We start from the raw sequence: 18138 nt of genomic DNA on the forward strand, positions 1-18138 counted from the left end.
CTCCCGCGCTTTCCCCGAGGACATCTTCATGGCTTGCAGCTCTTCGCCAAAACGTCAGCGGCTTGCTTTTCGCCTCGCGCTCGCCGTCTGTGCCTTCGCGCTGAATCCGCTATCGGCCCACGCCACCGTGACCGACGGGAAGACAGACGATCCGCCGCGGGCGCGGGCGGACGACGTGGTCGAGCACGTCTTCGGACAGACGCTGCACGATCCCTATCGCTGGATGGAAGGCGAGAACAACGCCGAGTTCCAGCGCTGGCTCACCGCACAAGGCCAGTACACACGCGCCAAGCTCGATGCGCTGCCCACGCTGAAGTCGTGGCAGGAGATCCTGCAGAAGACCAGCGGCGGCACGGTGATCCACCGCATGCAGCGCTATGCGGGCGGGAAACTGTTCTTCATCCGCCAGGAGGGCCAGGGCAGCGGCACGCTGATGGTGCGCGAGAAAGACGGTACCGAGCGCGTACTGCTCGATCCGGCCGCGCAGCAGGTCGAAGGCGGCCACGCTTCGATCACCCTTTACGTGCCTTCGCCCGATGGCAGCAAGGTGGCGGTGAACACCGACCGCGGCGGCAAGGAAGTGACGCGGCTGGAAGTGTTCGATGTCGACACCGGTAAATCGACCGGCGACGCGGTCGAACCCGTATGGGGCGAGTTCGGCGCGGACTGGCTGCCCGATGGCAGCGGCTTTGCCTATACCCAGATGGCACCACCGGACCAGCGCACCGGGGGCGATCCGATCCAGGACATGCGCTTGCGCTTCCACCGCCTCGGCACGCCCCCGGCGCAAGACCCGTTCCTGTTGCGTGCCGGCCACGGCGAAGGCAGCAACGCCTCCTTCCCCATTCCTTCCAACCGTTTTCCCACGGTGGACTTCCCTGCCGGATCGCGCTGGGCGCTGGCCGCGGCCTCCGGCGCGCAGCCGGAGATGCGCTATTGCGTGGCGCTCCAGGCCGATGCCGTCAAAGCGGACGCGAACTGGCGCTGCATCGCCGGCCTCGACGACAAGGTGCAGGCGGCCGCACTCCACGGCGACACGCTCTACCTGGTCTCGGCCCGCACGCACTCCAACGGACAGTTGCTCGCGCTGGACCTGGCGCGCCCCGACGCCACGCTCGCGGACGCGCGCCCGCTCCTGCCGCTGCAGGATGACGAGATCATCGTCGGCATCACGCTGACCGATACCCAGACGCTCGTCGCGGCGCGCGATGCGCTGTACGTCAAAGTGGCCAAGAACGGCACCGACAGCATCCGCCGCATCGACTACGCCACCGGCGAGGACGAGGCGGTACCGATGCCACTGCCCGGCACGGCCTCGCTGTTCCACGCCTATGGCGAGCAGGGTGGCTTCCTGCTCGAACTGCGCGGCTGGACCACGCCGCCGAAGTCGTGGCGCTACGACCCGGCCGATCGCACCATGCACACGCTCGGCCAGGACGAGGCGAGCCCCGCCGACTACAGCATGGTCGAAGTGACCGAGACCGAGCTGGTGAGCAAGGACGGCACGCGCGTGCCGCTTACCATCCTGCATCGCAAGGATGCCGCGACGAATGGCAGCCATCGCGCCATCCTGTACGCCTACGGCAGCTTCGGCCTCTCTGTGGTGCCGACCTTCGCGCCGGTACGGCTGGAATGGGTCAAGCACGGCAACGTCTTCGCCTATGCGCACGTGCGCGGCGGCGGCGAGAAGGGCGAGGACTGGCACATCGCCGGCAAGGGCCCGAACAAGCACAAGGGCGTAGAGGATTTCATCGCCGGCGTGGCACGCCTGAGCGAACTGGGCTACAGCCGTCCGGACCGCACCGCGCTCATCGCCGGCAGCGGCGGCGGCCTGCTGATCGGCAAGGCGGTGGACGACTATCCCAAGCAGTTTGGCGCGGCCGTGTTCCGCGTCGCGGTGCTCAATCCGGTGCGCCTGATGCACGCCGCCAACGGCGCCAACCTGATCGGCGAGATGGGCGACCCGCGCCAGGCCTCCGACTTTCCCTTCATGCTGGCGATGGACCCGTACCAGAACATCCGCCCCAAGACGGCATATCCGCCGGTGCTGCTCAACGTCGGCCTCAACGACAGCCGCGTATCGCCGTGGGAAACCGGCAAGTACGCCGCGAAGCTGCGTGCCTCCAACACCAGTGGCAAGCCGATCTGGATCCGCACCAATGCCAACGGCGGGCACGGCATCCAGGTTTCGCTGGGCGCCGAGGCGGCGGAGTATGCGGACATCTACGCGTTCCTCGACGCGCAGCTGCCGACGCCCTGAGCGTCCAGCACCGATGCGCCGCTGCTCACGACATGAGCGGTGGGCGCATCGACCAGCGCTATTCCTCGTCCACGCGCTTCCAGGCGTTCTCTTCCAGATCGGCCGGACCGGGCCGGCGTACACTTCCGGCCAGTCCGGCGAAGAAGCCCATCCAGCCGAACTGCCTGTCCACCGTGCCGATACAGCTCAGCGCGATCAGCGTGGCGCCGACCGCCCACAGGCCCCAGGACACATGCTTCCTCTTCATCGGCTCCTCCCTTCCCTTGCCGGGGTGTGTCGCTGTCACGCTTCCTGCGCCGCGCCTTCCGCGGCGAAGCGGCGGTAGGCAAAATTGCCACGCACGCCGCTGATGAAGCACAGCAGCAGAATCACGGCGATGAAGAACCCGAAGCTCAAGGTCTGCGGCTGGGTGGCGAGCTGGTAGATCTTCTCGATCAGGAACAGGCCTAGTCCGGCGACGGCGAAGACTTTCGAGCGCGCGCGGATCCGCCAGGCGATGACCGCGAAGAGCACGGCATCGAGATATGCGGCAGGCGTGACGCCCATGAGGCCGTTGGCGCCATGCGCCATGAAGATGCTCACCGTCGCCATGATGGCCGTGGCTGCGGCGCAGAAAGCCGCCGCCCACATGCCCTGATTGGACGCCTGGATGGCATCGGCGAGGTTGTCGAGCGTCGGCCAGTACCAGCGTACCGGCTGATGGCGATTAGCCATGGTTTTCCCCTGTGGACGCGGCTCCCCCAGCCGCGCCGGCACGTTAGCACGGGTGCCATGCGCCTGCACGGCGGGACCACCTCTTGGCAGATCGTCCTATGGTTGGCTTCCTCGCCTCGCTCCAGTCGCCAGGACAACCTACACAGCGCCAAGCTGCCTGCGCACTTCCTCGTATACGGCCGCCGCCAACAGCGGACTATGGGGCGACATCCGCTCGAGCTCTTCCTTGGACACCCAGTTCACCGCCTCGCGATAGGCGTCCTTCTGGCGCTTCATGCGTACCCGGCGCTGCTGCAGCTCGTCTTCGGTGTGCAGACATTGCGGACGCAGTCCGGGCGACTGCGCCAGCCGGCTCTTGAGGCGCGCAAAGTGATCTTCCATAACAGCGGACGCGGGCGTGCCATAGGGATGGAACGCGCTGTCGATGGTCGGCGGCGAGCCCATCATGCCCGCCGACTCCGCATTGCTGGTCACGATGAAATGGCCATCGCCGAACTCCGTGGTATAGCCCACGCAGTGCTTGGTCTTCAGCGTCTTGAAGAAGAATCGGGGAGCATCGCGCCAGCGCCCGTTGGCGAGGCCGCGCAGCAACATGCGCAGCAGTCGCCCCATGCGCGGCTTGACCTGGTAGTAGTCCGCGACCACCGTGCCGTGCGCGGAAACCATGCTGCGGATGAAGGTCCGCGCCACCAGCGTGGTGGGCGAGGCGGAAATCTCGGCGATTTCGATGTCGCTGAGGTACCGGAAATCCTTCGCTTCATGCTGGCCGAGAAATTGCCGATACGCGCCGAGATCGAGATGCCTGAAGTCCACCTCGCGGGCGGGCAGATAAGTGAAGTCGCCATGGTGCATGGCTTTCATCGTCGCAAGGATGCGCTGCGCCGCGCGCTGGACCGAATCATTCATGATTTCCCCCTTTGGCCGATGCCGCGGAACGAACGTCCGGCGCTCGGCAGGCGGAGCATAGCTCACGGTCGCACCGCGGGCGCTCGCATCGATCAGGCTTGCACGAGGCTGTCTGCGCAGCGGCCTTGCACGGGCCACGTCCCCGTGCGAAGAGGCCTCAGGGCGAGGCTTCGGCGATGTCTTCCACGTAGACCAGCTCGCACGCGCCGTTGCCGGTGTCCTCGCGCGTCATCGAGGTATGCCATTGCCAACCGTCGGGCCGGCTGGCATCGACCAGGAAGCCTTGCAGATGGACCACCTCGCCGGTATGCACGCGCTCCAACGCGCGCCGCACGACGTCGCTGGCGGGAATCATGTGCATGTTGGCGCTGGAGGTTTCGATGTCTCGCCGCGGAATCGGAAACTCGTCGACGTGCCAGTGGTAGAAGCGATTGCCCTGGCTGATCGAAATCTTCGCCAGCACGGCACCATCGGACATGGGCCCCCATCCCAGCGCAAGGTCCACCGGTGCCAGCGCGGCACCGGCGTCGAAGCGATAGTCCTCGCGCGACAGCACGCGGGCCGTCAGCTCGAATCGCGCGCGGGTAGTCAGCGTGAAGTCGCCGCGCTGCAGGCGCGAGCCGTGGTCCAGATCGTCCTGCCTGGGAACGTCCGCCACCACCGTTCCGGGCGGCGGCACACGCGGCCGCTGGCGCAGGCCGTGGAGCACGACCAGGCCGACCAAGACCGCGAGCAGCACAAGCCCCCATTTCCGCATGGCACCCGACGCCCCCATTCGTCGCGATGTCCCCTGACTGGCGCGCATGATCCTGGAAACCCGGCCCGCCGGGAATAGCCGCCCCACGCGGCTTACGCGCGCCGGCCCGGCCCCGTGCGCGTCATCTGCTCGATCAGCCGGCCGAACTCCAATGCAGCCTGCGTCCTGCCGCCGTCGCTCCAGACCAGGCTGAAGTCGACCTTCGACAAGGACGGCAGGCCATAGTGGCCGTCGACGATCCTCATGCCGGGCTCCACGTCGTCCCGCGCCAGCACCGTGACGGCCAAGCCCGCCAGGATCGCGGCGCGGATGCCCTGATGGCTCTGCGAAGTGAACACGACGTGCCAGGGAATCTGGCGCCCTTCCAGCGAAGCCAGGCCCACCTGGCGGTTGATGCAAGGCGAGGGAAAGAACGCGAACGGCAGCGACTCGCCCGGCGCCGGATCGAACGTCTCGGCGGCGACCCACACGAACTGGGTGCGCCGCAGCGGCGTCCCCTCCTTGCTGCCCGGCGCGAGCATCACCACCGCCAGATCGAGTTCGCCGGCCTTGATCATCGGCATCAGGTCGAGATTCATGCCGACGCTCACATCGAGCCGCACCGACGGAAAGGCCCGGCCGTACTGGCGCAATAGCGCGGGCAGCCGGTCGCCGAGGAAATTCTCCAGCACACCGAAGCGCACCACGCCGGAGATCGGCGACGGCCGGAAACGCTGCGACATGGTGTCCAGCGTGTCGAGGATCTTCTCCGCGTACTGCAGGAAATCCTCGCCATCCTCGGTCAGCGTCAAGGCGCGCGTAGTGCGGAACAGCAGCTGCCGGCCTACTTGTTCCTCCAGCCGGCGGATCTGATGGCTGATCGCGGATTGCGTCAGGTTCAGGCGCTGTGCCGCGCGGGTGAAGCCGCCGGCTTCCTTGACGACGACGAAGGCACGCAGCAGGGAGGGGTCGAAGTCCATGGCATCGATTGATGACGGCCTTTAATGGCGGCCACAAAAATAAATCATTTCCGTCATACACGCACGGCGCCGACAATCTCTCCTTGCCATCCATTCGCCGTCGCAACCGTGCCCCCTTCCGCCATGAAGCGGCCGGACGGTTACGCCGACGCCCCCAGCCTTTCGCGACGACCCGCACGCGACACGGACGACCGCGCGCCGGCGCCTGCGCGCATGAGCAAAGGGCCCTCACGCCACACTGCCGGAGCGAGCCGTGTCTCTTTCTTCCGCCCATCGCAACGCCGTTGCCGCCGTCGCCATCTGCCTTGCCGCGCTGATGTTCGGCCTGGAGATCTCCAGTGTGCCCGCCGTGCTGCCCACCCTCGAGAAGGAGCTGCATGCAGGCTTCAGCGGCGCGCAGTGGGTCATGAATGCCTACACCATCGCTTGCACCACCGTGCTGATGGCCGCCGGCACGCTGGCCGATCGCTACGGCCGCAGGCGCGTGCTGCTGCTGAGCGTGCTTGCCTTCGGGCTGACTTCGCTGGCCTGCGGATGGGCGCGCGATGCGTCAGTGCTGATCGCGGCGCGCTTCCTGCAAGGCATGAGCGGCGGTGCCATGGTGATCTGCCAGATCGCCGCGCTGTCGCACCAGTTCCAGCACGGAACGGGGCGCAGCCGGGCGTTCGCCGCGTGGGGCATCATCTTCGGCGTCGGACTGGGTTTCGGCCCGATGATCGGCAGCGCGATCGCCGTACTGCTCGATTGGACCTGGGTGTTCCTGATCCAGGCACCGCTGGCGCTGCTCACCATGGCACTGGTCGCGTGGAGCGTGGACGAATCGCGCGATCCGGAGGCGCGGCACCTGGACGTGGCCGGCATGCTGTCCATGTCGCTGGCGGTATTCGGCCTGACGTTCTTCATCACGCAGGGACCGGCGCTCGGCATGGGCAGCCCCGCGACGCTGGGCGCGCTGTCGGCGGCCGTCGCGAGCTTCATCGTGTTTGTCTACGTGGAGAAACACCGCGCCCATCCAATGTTCGATTTCGCGGTCTTCCGGATCCGGCCATTTGCCGGCGCGCTCTGCGGTTCCATGGGCATGAACTTCAGTTTCTGGCCCTTCATGATCTACCTGCCGATCTACTTCCAGTCGGTACTCGGCTACGGCACCGTCGCCACGGGCACGGCGCTGCTGGCCTATACCTTGCCGACCTTGGTGGTACCCCCGCTCGCCGAACGCCTGACCGTGCGCTACCGGCCGCGCGCCGTGATCCCGGCCGGCCTGTTCACGATCGGCCTGGGCTTCCTGGTGATGCAGCTGCATGGTTCGACCAGCCTGGGTCTGCCGGCACTGCTGAGCGGCTGCGTACTGGCCGGCATCGGCCTGGGCATGACCAATACACCGGTCACCAACACGACCACCGGCGCCGTGCCCGCCGCCCGCGCAGGCATGGCCTCCGGCATCGACATGAGCGCACGTCTGATCACGCTGGCGATCAACATCGCGCTCATGGGCTTCCTGCTGATCGAAGGCGTGATGGCGTATCTCCGGCATGTGGGGTTCGCCGACATCGATCCCGCGGTGCTGCGCGACCTTGCCAATCGCATGGCTTCAGGTGACCCGGCGTCGCTCGGTGCGGTGCAGGCCGGTACGGCGGCTGTCGCGCATGATGCGCTCAAGCAAGGGTTTCGCTGGGTGATGCTTTATGCCGGAGTCGGCGCGTGGGTGCTGGCCATCGCAAGCTTCGTGACATTTGGACCGGCGTCCAACGCTGCAATCGCTCCGCGTCGTTATGACGATCAGCGCCATGCGGCTTAGCCTGTCATCAGTACCAACCGGCGTCGCTCGCGATATCGCCGCTCAGGAACGCGGCGGGTCGTAATACACCGTGACGTAGTAGAACACCTGCCCCTGCGTCGTCGCGCGCCGCAAGCTGGCGAATACGAACTTATCCGCCGGCTGCCTTATGGGTGCCATCTGCGATTTTCCCGTCACCTCCGTGTTGGCGCCGCCGGCCGCGCCGACCTGCTCGGGCGTGAGCGCCTTGTCTTCACCGACGACATGAACGTCGGGGAGTTCGATATCGCCGAACATCGACTTCAGCGTGGCATAGGTCCGGCCCCAGGCCTTGGCGGCCTCTTTGAGATCCTGGCCTTCATAGAGATAGACGCCGATGCGCGCGAGCTTGCCGTCCTTGAAGAAGAACTGCACGTTCTCCTTGCGCCCGTCGAACAAGCCGGCATAGGTCTCCACGTCTCCATTGCCGAAAGCTCGGTAAGGACCATAGTCCGCGAACGCCGATACTTGCTGCGGCGTCATGCCGAAATGCCAGGGAGGCAATCCCCCGGTCTCCGCCGACGCCGCCCCGGACCACAGCCCGAACACCAGGGACAAGCCGGCCCACCGAAAGGTGCGATGCATTTTCCTGTCCCCCTGTTGCTGCCAACGCATGTCCATCCGCTAGCCCACTGCGCGGCTTGCGCAGGGCCGGTCGCACGCCCCTATTCATCCACCCGCAATACGAAAGACGCGCCTATGGAAGCGTCCGCTTCAACGCGTCGGCCGCTTCGCCGGCAATGTCGTCCTGCACCTTGAGTTTGTCTCCCAGCGGCCGGTCATAGGTGCCCGACCAGACCACGAAGCCGTCGCCCGCCCGCACCAGCCGCGCGGCGACGCGCATCGTCGCGCCCGAGGTACGCACGCTGCCGTCGAGGACATAGGTCACGCCGAGCGAGCGGGCGATGTCGGCGACCGGCACCCGCTTGTTCTTGTAATAGAACGAGGAGGTCGGCGCGGAGATCCGCAGGCCGGGATCGGCACTCAGTTTGTCGATCAGCTCTTCCGTCATGCCGTCGGCGAACGGTTCCTCGTTCATCGCATCGGTCAGGTCGAGGAAAGGCAGGACCGCGATCGACTTGGCCGCGTGCGCGTCGGCCGGACGATCGCGCAGCCACCAGTATGCGGACACCGCGCCACACAGAAGCAGCAGAATGCCGAGCGCCAGCGAGGCACGCACAGCCGGACCGAGTTCCCGTTTCGGCACCCCGCCGCGCTCCGGCCCCATCGCCTCGGCGGGCGCCGGCTGCACTGCGGAGGCCGCGCCTTCCGGCAAAGTGTCGACGGACGCGATCAGGCGATAGCCGCGCCGCGGCACGGTGGCGATGTACGCCGGTTGCTTGGGGTCGTCGCCGAGCAGGCGGCGCAGGGAAGTGATCGCCTGGTACACCGAATCGGGCGTGACAATGACGCCGGCCCAGACCTCGCTCAACAGCTCGTCGATGCTGACCACATCCCCGGCGCGGTGCGCCAGGCAGAGCAGGAGCCGCATCGTGCGCGCCTCCACCCGGACGACGGTGTCGCCCTGCGCCATCTGGTCGGCCGCGGGATCGACGATCCATGCGCCGACGCGCAACGTCCTGCGGATCGGCCGCTCGCCTGCGGATGGCGCGTCGCTCATGGATTCCCCGGCACGAATAGGCGGTTGGCGATCTTCGCACCAAGGCCCGGCGAGCGACAACTTGCGGTGGCGCAAGGCGGAGATGGGGGCGCCGGCCGGTCATTCAGAAGCCTTCAGAACGTTTCAGCGCCCCTTTCAGGACTTCGCCGACGCCCGCTGACACCTTGCCGGGGCACGCCGAGGCGCGTGCCGGAGACCGCAACCGTCCCGACGACCCCGCCCAGGAGCCTTGCCCATGATTCGCCGCATTGCTTTCGCCGCCGCATTAGCCCTCGCCACCTGCCCGCTCTGGGCGACGACTTACACATTGGAACCCAATCACACGACAGGCACGGTCCGCTGGAGCCACCTGGACTTCGCCCACCCCACGGCCCAGTTTTCGCGGGCGGAGGGCACGCTGGAGTTCGACCCGGCGCAGCCACGCAAGGCATCCGTGACGGTCACCCTCCCCCTCGCCAACCTCAGCAGCGGCATCCCCGACCTGGACGAGGATTTCCGCTCGCCCGCCTTCTTCGACCTGGCGCAGTATCCCGCCGCCACGTTCAAAAGCACGCGAGTGGAGACTACTGCGATGCCGAACCAGCTGAAGGTGACGGGCGATCTGACCTTGCGCGGCATTACCCGGCCCGTGACGTTCGACGTCACCATCAACAAGATCGGGACCAACCCGCGCCTCCACCTGCCCGCGATCGGCATCGAGGCGACGGCGACCTTGAAGCGCTCGGACTTCGGGCTCGGCAAGTTCGTGCCGCAGGTCAGCGACGAGGTCACGCTGCACATCACCACGCAAGGCGACGAGGCGAAGGGCTATGCGGCATACCTGAAGAAAGACGCGGAGGAAGCGGCGGCGGATGCGGCCAAGACAGGAAAGAAGTAATCGCGGCCGGCGGCAGGCGGTGGTGCCTGCCGCCGCGCTCTCCCGGCCGCGCGGCGCGATGGCCTATTTGCCGCGCGAGGAAGGTACGAAGCTCAGCTGCAGCGGCGGCTCGCCCTGCCATGTCTTCATCGGCGCAGGCAGTGCTTCGGCCGATACGTCCAGGGGAATGCCATCCAGCGCCGGTTCGTCGCCGAGCTGCCCGCAGTCGTTGATCCAGGCCAGGCGGAGACGCGGCGTGCCGTGGTCGGGCGCGAGATAGAACTGCGAGAGAGAGGCCTGCGTGATCCGCCGGTCGCAACGCGATCGGGTGGCAGCATCCAACTGGGTGAGCAAGGCCGGCAGAGACGCGGCGGGCGCGGTGCCGGCCAGGCTGCGTACCGCCTCGGTGCCGCGCAACGCGCGAAGTACCGCATCCGGCGGCAGCGCATCCGTCAGCGATGCCGGCTCGCCATCCGGCAAATGCAGGGCCACTACCGCTTGCGTACCCGCATTGCGCAAGGGCGGATCGCAATCGCCCGGCTGGGTCCGGTACACCATCCAGACACTGAGCAGATCGCCTTGCAGCGACAGCGGAGTCATCTCGATGTCGATCTCGCAGCCGGCCTCGTTCGCCGTACCCGGCATGTAACCGGAAGGGACGCGGCGAGCGGCGTAATCGGCGAGCGAGAAGCGCTGACCGGCGCGCTCGAACGTCATGTCGCTACCGGTGCGATGCACGACCCATCCGCCGGCAGCCTGCGCCGACGGCATCGCCGCAGCCATCAGCAAAGCCGCGAGGCTCCATAACCATTGCTGCAGACCGGGCCGTCGCAAGGCGCGCTCAGTGCCGGGTGACGGCTGGCGGGGCCGGCGGCTTCATGCCCGCGGTGACGTCTTCGAACGCCTGCGCGTAATTCTTCACGTTCTCGCCGTAGCCGGCGATGCCGCCGTTGTAGAGCTTGGCGAAGGCGTCGTAGTCGCCATCGTTGAGATCCTTTTTCAGTTCGGCGTTGGCAGCGATGTGATCGGTCATCGCGGCAAACTGGTTGTATGCACTGTCTTTCAACGCCTTGTACATCGCATCGGCCGAGGTATAGCCCACGCTGGTGTGATTGAAGCCCATCACCTGACCGGGCCCCATCGAGATGGAAGCGGCGGCGGCCTCGGCGTCCATGCCGTACGCATAGTTGAAGGCATCCCAGTTGATGTCCTGGTCCTTCGGGCTGCCGGTGGGATGCAAGGCATGCCAGTCGTCCGGGGCGCCGGTGGCGTTGAACTTGTGCCCCAGGTAGCCCTTTTTCGGCGCATGGTTGTACTGGAAATGCTGATCGAACTCCGCCTGCTGCGTGGGGTCGATGGCCTGCGCGAATTTATGCACCTCGAAACGGATGGTCATGCGCGCATAGGGATCGATCTGCGCGCTGGTTTCCTGGGTGATGATGCCCAGCACGTCCTTGACCTGGATGCCGGCCTTGTCGGCCAAGGCTTCGATGGTGCCGCCGTATTTGTTGTAGACGTCCGCCACGGTGCGCTGCACGCCGGTGAGGCCGGTGGTGTCGATGGCGCCGAGCTTGCCCGGCCCGGACTCGATGGACGGCGGCGCCGTCAGCATTGCCTGCAGCGCCAGCTGGGTGAGATTGGCCTGGCGCAGCGCATCGACCTTCACGCTGTAGTCCCGGGCGATCGACTCCATCGTCTCGCCGGACGTCACCACGTGATCCATCACCATGCGCGGATTGGCCGCGGGAATGGTGAGGCTGAGGCCGACCATCGGCTCCATGTTCTTCACCGCGTCCTGCAGCTCCGGCAACGAAGCGGTGACGTCGAAGCTGCCGCCGAGCGGATCGAGCAGGTCGGGGTTGGCTGCGCGGATGGCGTTGGCATCCACGTTGTAGCGCCCGGCGATCGAATCGACCGTCTCGCCGACGGCAACGGTATGGCTGAAGCTCAATGCCGGCGTGGCCGTCGGAATGCTCAGCGTCATGCCCTGCACCGCATCCGGCTGGGGCGAACCATTGAAAGTGGATGCAGGCGGACCGCTCAATGACTGCGATGCGCCATGATCGTTGCTTCCACCCACGCTACTGGTCGAAGTCATCGGTATCACTCCCTGGCCGAAGATGCTGGCTGTACTGCTCGAATGTAGGCCTCCAGGACCGGGCAGAGGTACTAGGGTGTTCCCTAGTTCGCAGGCATGGATGACAGGTGCGGGGACGTCAGAGCGCAGGCGGGCCTTTACGTCGGTGCGGAGCGCACAGAGATACCGCCCTGGTCGCGTCTGTCTGGCCGATATCCGACGCCTTGCCTCAACGGCGCTTCCTACCCGTACCTGGCTTGTCTCCCTGCCGACCCCCGGAGGTGCGGCGAGCCGTTCTCTGCGCGACCGGGAAAAGCAGCAGAAAGTCCTCCGTCGCCGCGGCGGCGCGGCGTTGGGCTTCCGCCGCGTCCGGCGCTTCCCGCAGGCGCAGCAGCAGACTCAGCATCAGGTCGCCCCACAGCAAGGACAGGTAGCGCTCGCCCATATCGATGGGATCACCTGCGCCGATCAGGCCGGCGGCCTGCGCCTGGGCCACGGCGTCGTACACGGACGTGCGTATCGATCGACGGGCGGTCCCGAGCGTGGCGGCCACCTCCGGCGCGCGTTGCGCCTCGGTGATGGCGAGCCGGAAAACCGCGATGACACCCGGATCGCCAACTTCACGGAGTACCGTGGCGCCCAACCCGGTGAGCGTATCGGCGAAGCCGTCGCGGCTTTGTGGCAACGGCAACCTGGCAGGCAGCGGCATGCTGCCCACCCGGTCGGCAATACATGCCGCCAGCATTGCCTGCTTGCTGCCGAACAGCGCGTACAGCTCGCGCTTGGAGACCTTGGACCGCGTCGCGATCTTCAAAGTGCTCGCCTCGGCGTAGCCGCTTTCCATGAACGACTCCATCGCCGCGCGCAGGATCCGCTCCCGCGGCGACCCGGCAGGCTCCGCATTCGCTCGCTTGTTCGCCTTCACAACAAACTCCTTGTATCGGTACCCGCCGGTACCGTAGCATGCCACGGTCGGTACTACATGGTACCAACATGAATCGCACCCTCGCGCGCCGGGAAACGACGCGTGTCATCACCATGCCGCTGCGAATGTTTCAGCAGTGCCCATGTTCACGGGAGACGCTCATGTCACCGGCCTATATCTTCAATGCGCAACTCGTTCTCGGCTATGTCGCGTGGCTGCTCTGCTACCGCACGTACATGCATCCCAGGCTCCAGGCGATGGACGCCATAGACGCGCACCGCGCCATCGCCACCTTGCACAGCTTCCGCTTCTTCGGCCTCGTGTTCATGATGCCCGGCGTGGTCGGCACGCACCTGCCGGACAGCTTCGCCACGTTCGCCGCGCAGGCCGACCTCGCCACCGGGCTGCTCGCGCTGCTGGCGCTACTCACCGTTCGGATGCGGCCGCTGTTCTGGGTGTTCGTCGTCGCGTTCAACACCGTCGGCGCTGCGGACTTGCTGCTGGACTACGGCCACGCCATCCGCGCCAATCTTCCTGCGATGGCGGGCGAGCTGGGTGCGGCCTATGCGATACCGGTGCTGTACGTGCCGCTGCTGATGATCACGCACGTCGCCGCGTTCCACCGGCTGGTGCGCCGGCCTGGGAAGAAACCCGCGGCCGATGTCGGCTTGCCCGCGCCGGGTTGAGCAGTGCGAGGCGCGGCGGGACGCTCAACTTTTTCCCGCCTGCGCCGATAAGTCCAGAGCGCGGAGTAACGGGCTCCGTTCATCGGAGCGAATATGCTGGTCCTGTTCGGCGCTTTCCTGGTCCTCGCATGCGTGCTCGGCGGCTTTCTGCTGTCGCATGGGCAGATGCTCGCCCTATGGCAACCGTACGAGCTGCTGATCATCGGCGGCGGTGCGGTGGGCGCGTTTCTGTCGGCCAATCCGGCCAAGGTCGTGAAGGCGGCCCTGCGCGACGCGCTCGGCCTGCTCAAGGGGCCCAAGTACCACAAGCAGGACTACGTCGATCTGCTGTCGATGCTCTACGACCTGTTCAGCCTGATCCGCAAGGAAGGCCTGCTCGGCGTGGAGGCGCATATCGAAGACCCGCAATCCAGCTCGCTGTTCTCCGCTTATCCGCGCCTCATGCGCGAGCATCACCTGATCGAATTCACCACCGATTGCCTGCGCCTGATCGTGGGCGGCAGCATGAATCCGCATGAGCTGGAACAGCTGCTGGAAGTGGAACTGGAGACGCATCACCACGAAGCCATGGCACCGGCCATCGCGGTGACGAAGATGGCTGACGCGCTGCCCGGCTTCGGCATCGTGGCCGCCGTGCTCGGCATCGTCACCACCATGTCGCAGCTCGACGGCGATACCACGCGCATCGGCATGCATATCGCCGGCGCGCTGGTCGGTACCTTCCTCGGCATCCTGCTCTGCTATGGCTTCGTCGGCCCGCTCGGCGCCGCCATGGAGAACCGCGTGCAGGAAGACGGCCGCGCATTCGAATGCGTGAAGGTGGCGCTGCTGGCGAACCTGCGCGGCTACAACCCGAAGGTGGCGGTGGAGTTCGCGCGCAAGTCGCTGTCCGCCCACACGCGGCCCGGCTTCCAGGATCTGGAGGACCACCTGAAGGCGCCGCGGGCCAAGGCCGCCGCATGAGCGAGCCGCGCGAGCTGCCGCCGATCATCATCCGGCGCGTCAAGCGCAAGGGCCATGGCCACCACGGCGGCGCCTGGAAAGTGGCCTACGCCGACTTCGTCACCGCGATGATGGCGTTCTTTCTGGTCATGTGGCTGATCGGCGCGGGCACGCGCGAACAGCGCGCGGCCATCTCCGAGTATTTCAAGAATCCCAGCATGACCCCGGGCACGGCGACCATGGCACCGCCGGGGCGCACAGGCCCCGGCGGTGCCAGCACCAGCATGATCAAGCTCGGCGGCGCGAAGGACCTGTCGCGCGCGCCCGGCGGCAACCAGCAGGGTACCGCGGCGGCCAGCCTCGATCCGAAGGACATCGAGAAAGAAGCGCGCAAGCGCGAGCGCGAACGGCTGGAAGAGCTGATGCAGCAGCTGCAGGCGGCGATCCAGAGCAGCCAGGCGCTGGCCCCGTTCAAGGACCAGCTGCTGCTGGACATCACGCCCGAAGGCCTGCGCATCCAGATCGTCGACAAGCAGAACCGCCCCATGTTCGACCTGGGCAGTGCGCAGCTGCGGCCGTATACCACGAAGATCCTCGAAGAGCTCGCAGGCTTCATCAACCGTGTGCCGAATCGCATCAGCCTCTCCGGCCACACCGACGACGCGCCGTACAACAGCGATCATCGCTACAGCAACTGGGAACTCTCCGCCGACCGCGCGAACGCGGCGCGGCGCGCGCTGCTCTCCGGCGGCCTGGCCGAGGACAAGATCGCGCGCGTGGTCGGGCTGGCCGCGTCGGTGCCGTTCGACCGCAGCAATCCCGCCGATCCGGTCAATCGGCGCATTAGCATCATTGTGATGAACAAGCAGGCCGAGGCAGCCTCGTTCTCGCAGGAGTCGGGGCCGGCCGAGATCAGGCCCACCGCCGGCCTGCTGCCCGCGGTCGCGCCGCTGGTTCCAGCCTTGTCTGCTGCCACCACGCAGACCGATTCCAGCGCGGATCGATAGCCCCGTCGCGATCGTACAGGCCGGCGCGCCCAGCAGCCGGGCGGAAGACCGCATTGCATGCGTGGCTTCGACGGGCACGGCCGCCTATGGTGAAGCCCAACCTACGGTGGGCAACGATGGATCGGCGCTCGCACGGTGCCGTCGAGGCGCGGGCTGCGGCCTGTGCGCTGACGCACATTCCAGCCCGCCTCGGCGCGGCTCCGCATGGTCCCGGGTGTTGCGCCCGACGAACGGTGCCAATCAGAATGTGCCACCATGACACCCGTGAACCCGCCCAGGCCAGGGTTAGGCCGCCGCTTGCTGGTGATGGGTGCCCTTGCCGTATCGGGCGCCCTGGTGTTTCCCAACGCCGCACCAGCGATGTTTCATGCAGACGTGAAGGACCATGACGCGATGACGACGCCAAGCCACTCCCCACCCCAGGATCTCTCCGCCACGCAGGCGCTCCAGCGCACGCTGGAATTGATCCGCACCATCCATGCCGTGACCGATGTGACGCCCGACCTGCTGCAGCGGGTCATGGGCAAGGACATCCATGCCACCGGCGAAGGCAGCTTCGGCTTCGGGCAGCGGTTGCCCGGCAACTGGACGTTCGGCGCGGAACGCTATCTGCAGCGGCCACACGACGTACCGCAGATGGAGCTGGGCTTCGATCCCGTACCGAACGCCGAAGCGGCGCCGCTCACCACCTGCGAGCCGGATTTCGCTGCCTTCACGGCCTCGCTGGAAGCCATGGGCTTCAAGCGCTACCCCGCCTACGGCGAACACGGCCGCTGGAAGTTCGACGCGTTCGACCGGCAGGGCCTGCGCGTCGAGGTGTATCCCATGTACGCCCAACCCAAGGATGACGAGCACGCACCGGGCACCCGCTGCGTCAAACGAGTGCTGGTGAGGTAAGGAGACCCCACATGCCGTTGAGCCCCCAAGCGAATGCCATCGTCGCTGACTTTGGCAAGCAGACCGGTGTGCCGGAATACGAACAGAACCTGCGCAACGCCATCGACCGCTCGCCGGTGCTGATGGACGAGGTGAACCGCGCCGTGGCGGACGGCGGGCTGAAGCGTTTCGAGCTGATGCCGGCCGGCTCCGATCCCAATACCGCGGGCCAGTACAACCCCGAAGCCCATACGGTCGAACTGCATCCTGATGCCATCAGCAGTTCGCTGGGCGCGGCCAACCAGAACCTCCGCGAGGGCCTGACCAATACCCTGGCGCACGAGGTGCAGCACGCCCTCAACGCCAAGCGCATCGAACAGGCCGAAGACCGTTTCCAGAACGAACTGGAAAAAGTCGCCAGCTCGCCACAGCGCGACCACGACTACACCAAGCCCATCGGCAACATGCTCAAGGAGAACCTGCGCGACGAGGCCGAGGGACGCATCGCGGGCTGGAACGCGGACGTGAGCGCGGCGCGCCAGGAGTTCGCGAAAGCCGGGCGCGGGCCGCTGACGCTGGAGGACATCTACAAGCGCAACGGCACCGACGCATCGGAGTTCATCGACGTCGGGCGCGGCGAGAACGGCGCGAAGACCTACACGCTCAAGTCCAACCTCAATCTCAACCCCGACCTTTCGATGTCGCCGAACGAGGCGAACGTCCAGGGGATCACCAAGAACGTGTTGACCAGCCACGACCTGGCGATGGGTGCGCGCGGCACGTCGGAGTACGGCAATTACTACGGCGCGGGCCTGGTGAGCGAAGCGGTGAAGGCCGAGCGCGCGTACAGCGTGGGCAGGCCGGCGGGCGAGCGCAGCGAGATGAGCGTCAACCTTGCCGAACTCGGGCTGGATCGCCGGACGCTCGAGCAGAACGGCCTGGCGCTGGGCGTCGATCGCAGCGCCATGCCGTTCCTCGACAAGAGCACCAACCCGCCCACGCCGTCCCATTTCCACGACACCCGCGATACTCACCAGTTCGTCGCCGAACCGCAGAAGCAGCACCAGGGGCCCACCCGGCTGGACGATCCCGCGCATCCCGACCACGGGATGTTCCAGCAGGCGCGCGGACACGTGCACGAGCTGGATCGCCAACTGGGACGTGCCCCGGACCAGCACAGCGACAACATCGCCTCCGCCGTCACCGTCTCCGCCCGCGCCGACGGCCTCAGCCGCATCGACCAGGTGGCGCTCAGCGAGGACGGCAGCAAGCTGTTCGCCGTGCAGACGCCGCCCGGCTCGCGCGACCACTTCTTCGACAAGGTCACCAGCGTACCCACGGCCGCCGCGAACACGTCCATGGAGCAAAGCGCGGCGCAGTGGCCGCAGGCGATGGACAAGTACCAGCAGCATGAGCAGGCACAGGGCCATGCCCAGGCCCAGGCGCAGCAACAGTCCGCACAGGCGCAGTCGCAGCAGGCTGGCCCGGTGCACCAGATGGGCCACTAGCGGCCGGGCTCCGCGGGCCGGTGAGGCTCGCGGAGTCGATACGAGGCCGGCGCCGCTTCCCCGCTGAGCGGCGTCACTTCGTACGGTTTGTCCTTCCTCCGCAGGCCGGCCGCGCATGGCGCGTGGCATGCGCCTGCCCCCTCGCCTTCCGTCTCCGCCGGCGTCGTCGAAGCCCGGCGCGCCGGGACCGGTGAAGGCCATCGCCGACCAACCTGGGCACTCGCTGGC

18 protein-coding genes are annotated in these 18138 nt (G+C 66.8%); 8 read left to right on the plus strand and 10 right to left on the minus strand.

Going from position 1 to position 18138, the window contains the following annotated elements:
• The first annotated feature begins 28 nt into the window (after positions 1 to 28).
• Positions 29 to 2260, plus strand: a complete 2232-nt coding sequence (locus RKE25_RS20440; protein ID WP_311839919.1) for a prolyl oligopeptidase family serine peptidase — start codon at positions 29 to 31, stop codon at positions 2258 to 2260.
• 58 nt (positions 2261 to 2318) lie between these two features.
• On the opposite strand, the gene RKE25_RS20445 is transcribed toward RKE25_RS20440, so the two are convergent.
• The 5 genes from RKE25_RS20445 to RKE25_RS20465 all read right to left on the minus strand — a co-directional run bounded on the left by RKE25_RS20445 (position 2319) and on the right by RKE25_RS20465 (position 5596).
• Positions 2319 to 2507 (minus strand): hypothetical protein, encoded by a 189-nt coding sequence (locus tag RKE25_RS20445; RefSeq protein WP_311839920.1) that lies wholly within the window; start codon positions 2505 to 2507, stop codon positions 2319 to 2321.
• Positions 2508 to 2542: 35 nt separating this feature from the next.
• Positions 2543 to 2974: a hypothetical protein gene (locus tag RKE25_RS20450; RefSeq protein ID WP_311839921.1), complete on the minus strand. Its 432-nt coding sequence runs from the start codon at positions 2972 to 2974 to the stop codon at positions 2543 to 2545.
• Positions 2975 to 3112: 138 nt separating this feature from the next.
• Positions 3113 to 3880, minus strand: coding sequence for a hypothetical protein (locus RKE25_RS20455; RefSeq protein ID WP_311839922.1), 768 nt, complete (start codon positions 3878 to 3880; stop codon positions 3113 to 3115).
• Between the two features lie 157 nt (positions 3881 to 4037).
• Positions 4038 to 4619, minus strand: coding sequence for a hypothetical protein (locus tag RKE25_RS20460; RefSeq protein WP_311839923.1), 582 nt, complete (start codon positions 4617 to 4619; stop codon positions 4038 to 4040).
• A gap of 110 nt (positions 4620 to 4729) precedes the next feature.
• On the minus strand, positions 4730 to 5596 hold the full coding sequence (locus RKE25_RS20465) for a LysR substrate-binding domain-containing protein (protein WP_311839924.1): 867 nt from the start codon (positions 5594 to 5596) through the stop codon (positions 4730 to 4732).
• Between the two features lie 253 nt (positions 5597 to 5849).
• On the opposite strand from RKE25_RS20465, the gene RKE25_RS20470 reads away from it, so the two are divergent.
• Positions 5850 to 7394, plus strand: a complete 1545-nt coding sequence (locus RKE25_RS20470) for an MFS transporter (protein ID WP_311839925.1) — start codon at positions 5850 to 5852, stop codon at positions 7392 to 7394.
• Between the two features lie 42 nt (positions 7395 to 7436).
• Here RKE25_RS20470 and RKE25_RS20475 read toward each other — a convergent pair whose 3' ends face one another.
• Both RKE25_RS20475 and RKE25_RS20480 read right to left on the minus strand, forming a co-directional pair.
• A complete protein-coding gene (locus tag RKE25_RS20475; RefSeq protein WP_311839926.1) occupies positions 7437 to 8027 on the minus strand; it encodes a hypothetical protein in 591 nt (196 codons plus the stop codon).
• Between the two features lie 82 nt (positions 8028 to 8109).
• Positions 8110 to 9033, minus strand: a complete 924-nt coding sequence (locus RKE25_RS20480) for a winged helix-turn-helix domain-containing protein (RefSeq protein WP_311839927.1) — start codon at positions 9031 to 9033, stop codon at positions 8110 to 8112.
• Positions 9034 to 9268: 235 nt separating this feature from the next.
• On the opposite strand from RKE25_RS20480, the gene RKE25_RS20485 reads away from it, so the two are divergent.
• The gene (locus RKE25_RS20485) at positions 9269 to 9910 is read left to right on the plus strand and encodes a YceI family protein (RefSeq protein ID WP_311839928.1); all 642 of its coding nucleotides are present in this window, start codon (positions 9269 to 9271) and stop codon (positions 9908 to 9910) included.
• Positions 9911 to 9973: 63 nt separating this feature from the next.
• On the opposite strand, the gene RKE25_RS20490 is transcribed toward RKE25_RS20485, so the two are convergent.
• From RKE25_RS20490 to RKE25_RS20500, 3 genes are all read right to left on the minus strand, one after another.
• Positions 9974 to 10723 carry a hypothetical protein gene (locus RKE25_RS20490; RefSeq protein WP_311839929.1) on the minus strand — a complete coding sequence of 250 codons (750 nt, stop codon included), beginning with the start codon at positions 10721 to 10723 and terminating at the stop codon, positions 9974 to 9976.
• Between the two features lie 7 nt (positions 10724 to 10730).
• Entirely contained in the window at positions 10731 to 11987 is a 1257-nt protein-coding gene (locus RKE25_RS20495) for an N-acetylmuramidase domain-containing protein (RefSeq protein WP_311839930.1), read from the minus strand.
• A 208-nt stretch (positions 11988 to 12195) separates the two neighbouring features.
• Positions 12196 to 12891 (minus strand): TetR/AcrR family transcriptional regulator, encoded by a 696-nt coding sequence (locus RKE25_RS20500; RefSeq protein WP_311839931.1) that lies wholly within the window; start codon positions 12889 to 12891, stop codon positions 12196 to 12198.
• Between the two features lie 161 nt (positions 12892 to 13052).
• Here RKE25_RS20500 and RKE25_RS20505 point away from each other — a divergent pair, with 161 nt between their 5' ends.
• The 5 genes from RKE25_RS20505 to RKE25_RS20525 all read left to right on the plus strand — a co-directional run bounded on the left by RKE25_RS20505 (position 13053) and on the right by RKE25_RS20525 (position 17910).
• Positions 13053 to 13577, plus strand: coding sequence for a hypothetical protein (locus RKE25_RS20505; protein ID WP_311839932.1), 525 nt, complete (start codon positions 13053 to 13055; stop codon positions 13575 to 13577).
• 93 nt (positions 13578 to 13670) lie between these two features.
• On the plus strand, positions 13671 to 14540 hold the full coding sequence (gene motA / locus RKE25_RS20510) for a flagellar motor stator protein MotA (RefSeq protein WP_311839933.1): 870 nt from the start codon (positions 13671 to 13673) through the stop codon (positions 14538 to 14540).
• A complete protein-coding gene (motB, locus tag RKE25_RS20515) occupies positions 14537 to 15526 on the plus strand; it encodes a flagellar motor protein MotB (protein WP_311839934.1) in 990 nt (329 codons plus the stop codon). Before motA ends, motB begins: the two co-directional genes overlap by 4 nt.
• A gap of 255 nt (positions 15527 to 15781) precedes the next feature.
• The gene (locus tag RKE25_RS20520) at positions 15782 to 16423 is read left to right on the plus strand and encodes a hypothetical protein (protein WP_311839935.1); all 642 of its coding nucleotides are present in this window, start codon (positions 15782 to 15784) and stop codon (positions 16421 to 16423) included.
• 11 nt (positions 16424 to 16434) lie between these two features.
• Complete coding sequence (locus RKE25_RS20525) at positions 16435 to 17910, plus strand: XVIPCD domain-containing protein (protein ID WP_311839936.1); 1476 nt, start codon at positions 16435 to 16437, stop codon at positions 17908 to 17910.
• Positions 17911 to 18138 lie beyond the last annotated feature (228 nt).

Origin of the sequence: Dyella sp. BiH032, from assembly GCF_031954525.1 — a bacterium.
GTDB lineage: Bacteria > Pseudomonadota > Gammaproteobacteria > Xanthomonadales > Rhodanobacteraceae > Dyella_D.

Bases quoted from the DNA above. Each gene is read 5' to 3' on its own strand.
- RKE25_RS20495 (WP_311839930.1), bottom strand. From the start codon at position 11,987: ATGACTTCGACCAGTAGCGTGGGTGGAAGCAACGATCATGGCGCATCG.
- RKE25_RS20505 (WP_311839932.1), top strand. From the start codon at position 13,053: ATGTCACCGGCCTATATCTTCAATGCGCAACTCGTTCTCGGCTATGTC.
- RKE25_RS20480 (WP_311839927.1), bottom strand. From the start codon at position 9,033: ATGAGCGACGCGCCATCCGCAGGCGAGCGGCCGATCCGCAGGACGTTG.
- RKE25_RS20440 (WP_311839919.1), top strand. From the start codon at position 29: ATGGCTTGCAGCTCTTCGCCAAAACGTCAGCGGCTTGCTTTTCGCCTC.
- RKE25_RS20455 (WP_311839922.1), bottom strand. From the start codon at position 3,880: ATGAATGATTCGGTCCAGCGCGCGGCGCAGCGCATCCTTGCGACGATG.
- RKE25_RS20465 (WP_311839924.1), bottom strand. From the start codon at position 5,596: ATGGACTTCGACCCCTCCCTGCTGCGTGCCTTCGTCGTCGTCAAGGAA.
- RKE25_RS20485 (WP_311839928.1), top strand. From the start codon at position 9,269: ATGATTCGCCGCATTGCTTTCGCCGCCGCATTAGCCCTCGCCACCTGC.
- RKE25_RS20525 (WP_311839936.1), top strand. From the start codon at position 16,435: ATGCCGTTGAGCCCCCAAGCGAATGCCATCGTCGCTGACTTTGGCAAG.
- RKE25_RS20450 (WP_311839921.1), bottom strand. From the start codon at position 2,974: ATGGCTAATCGCCATCAGCCGGTACGCTGGTACTGGCCGACGCTCGAC.
- RKE25_RS20475 (WP_311839926.1), bottom strand. From the start codon at position 8,027: ATGCGTTGGCAGCAACAGGGGGACAGGAAAATGCATCGCACCTTTCGG.
- motB (WP_311839934.1), top strand. From the start codon at position 14,537: ATGAGCGAGCCGCGCGAGCTGCCGCCGATCATCATCCGGCGCGTCAAG.
- RKE25_RS20520 (WP_311839935.1), top strand. From the start codon at position 15,782: ATGACACCCGTGAACCCGCCCAGGCCAGGGTTAGGCCGCCGCTTGCTG.
- motA (WP_311839933.1), top strand. From the start codon at position 13,671: ATGCTGGTCCTGTTCGGCGCTTTCCTGGTCCTCGCATGCGTGCTCGGC.
- RKE25_RS20445 (WP_311839920.1), bottom strand. From the start codon at position 2,507: ATGAAGAGGAAGCATGTGTCCTGGGGCCTGTGGGCGGTCGGCGCCACG.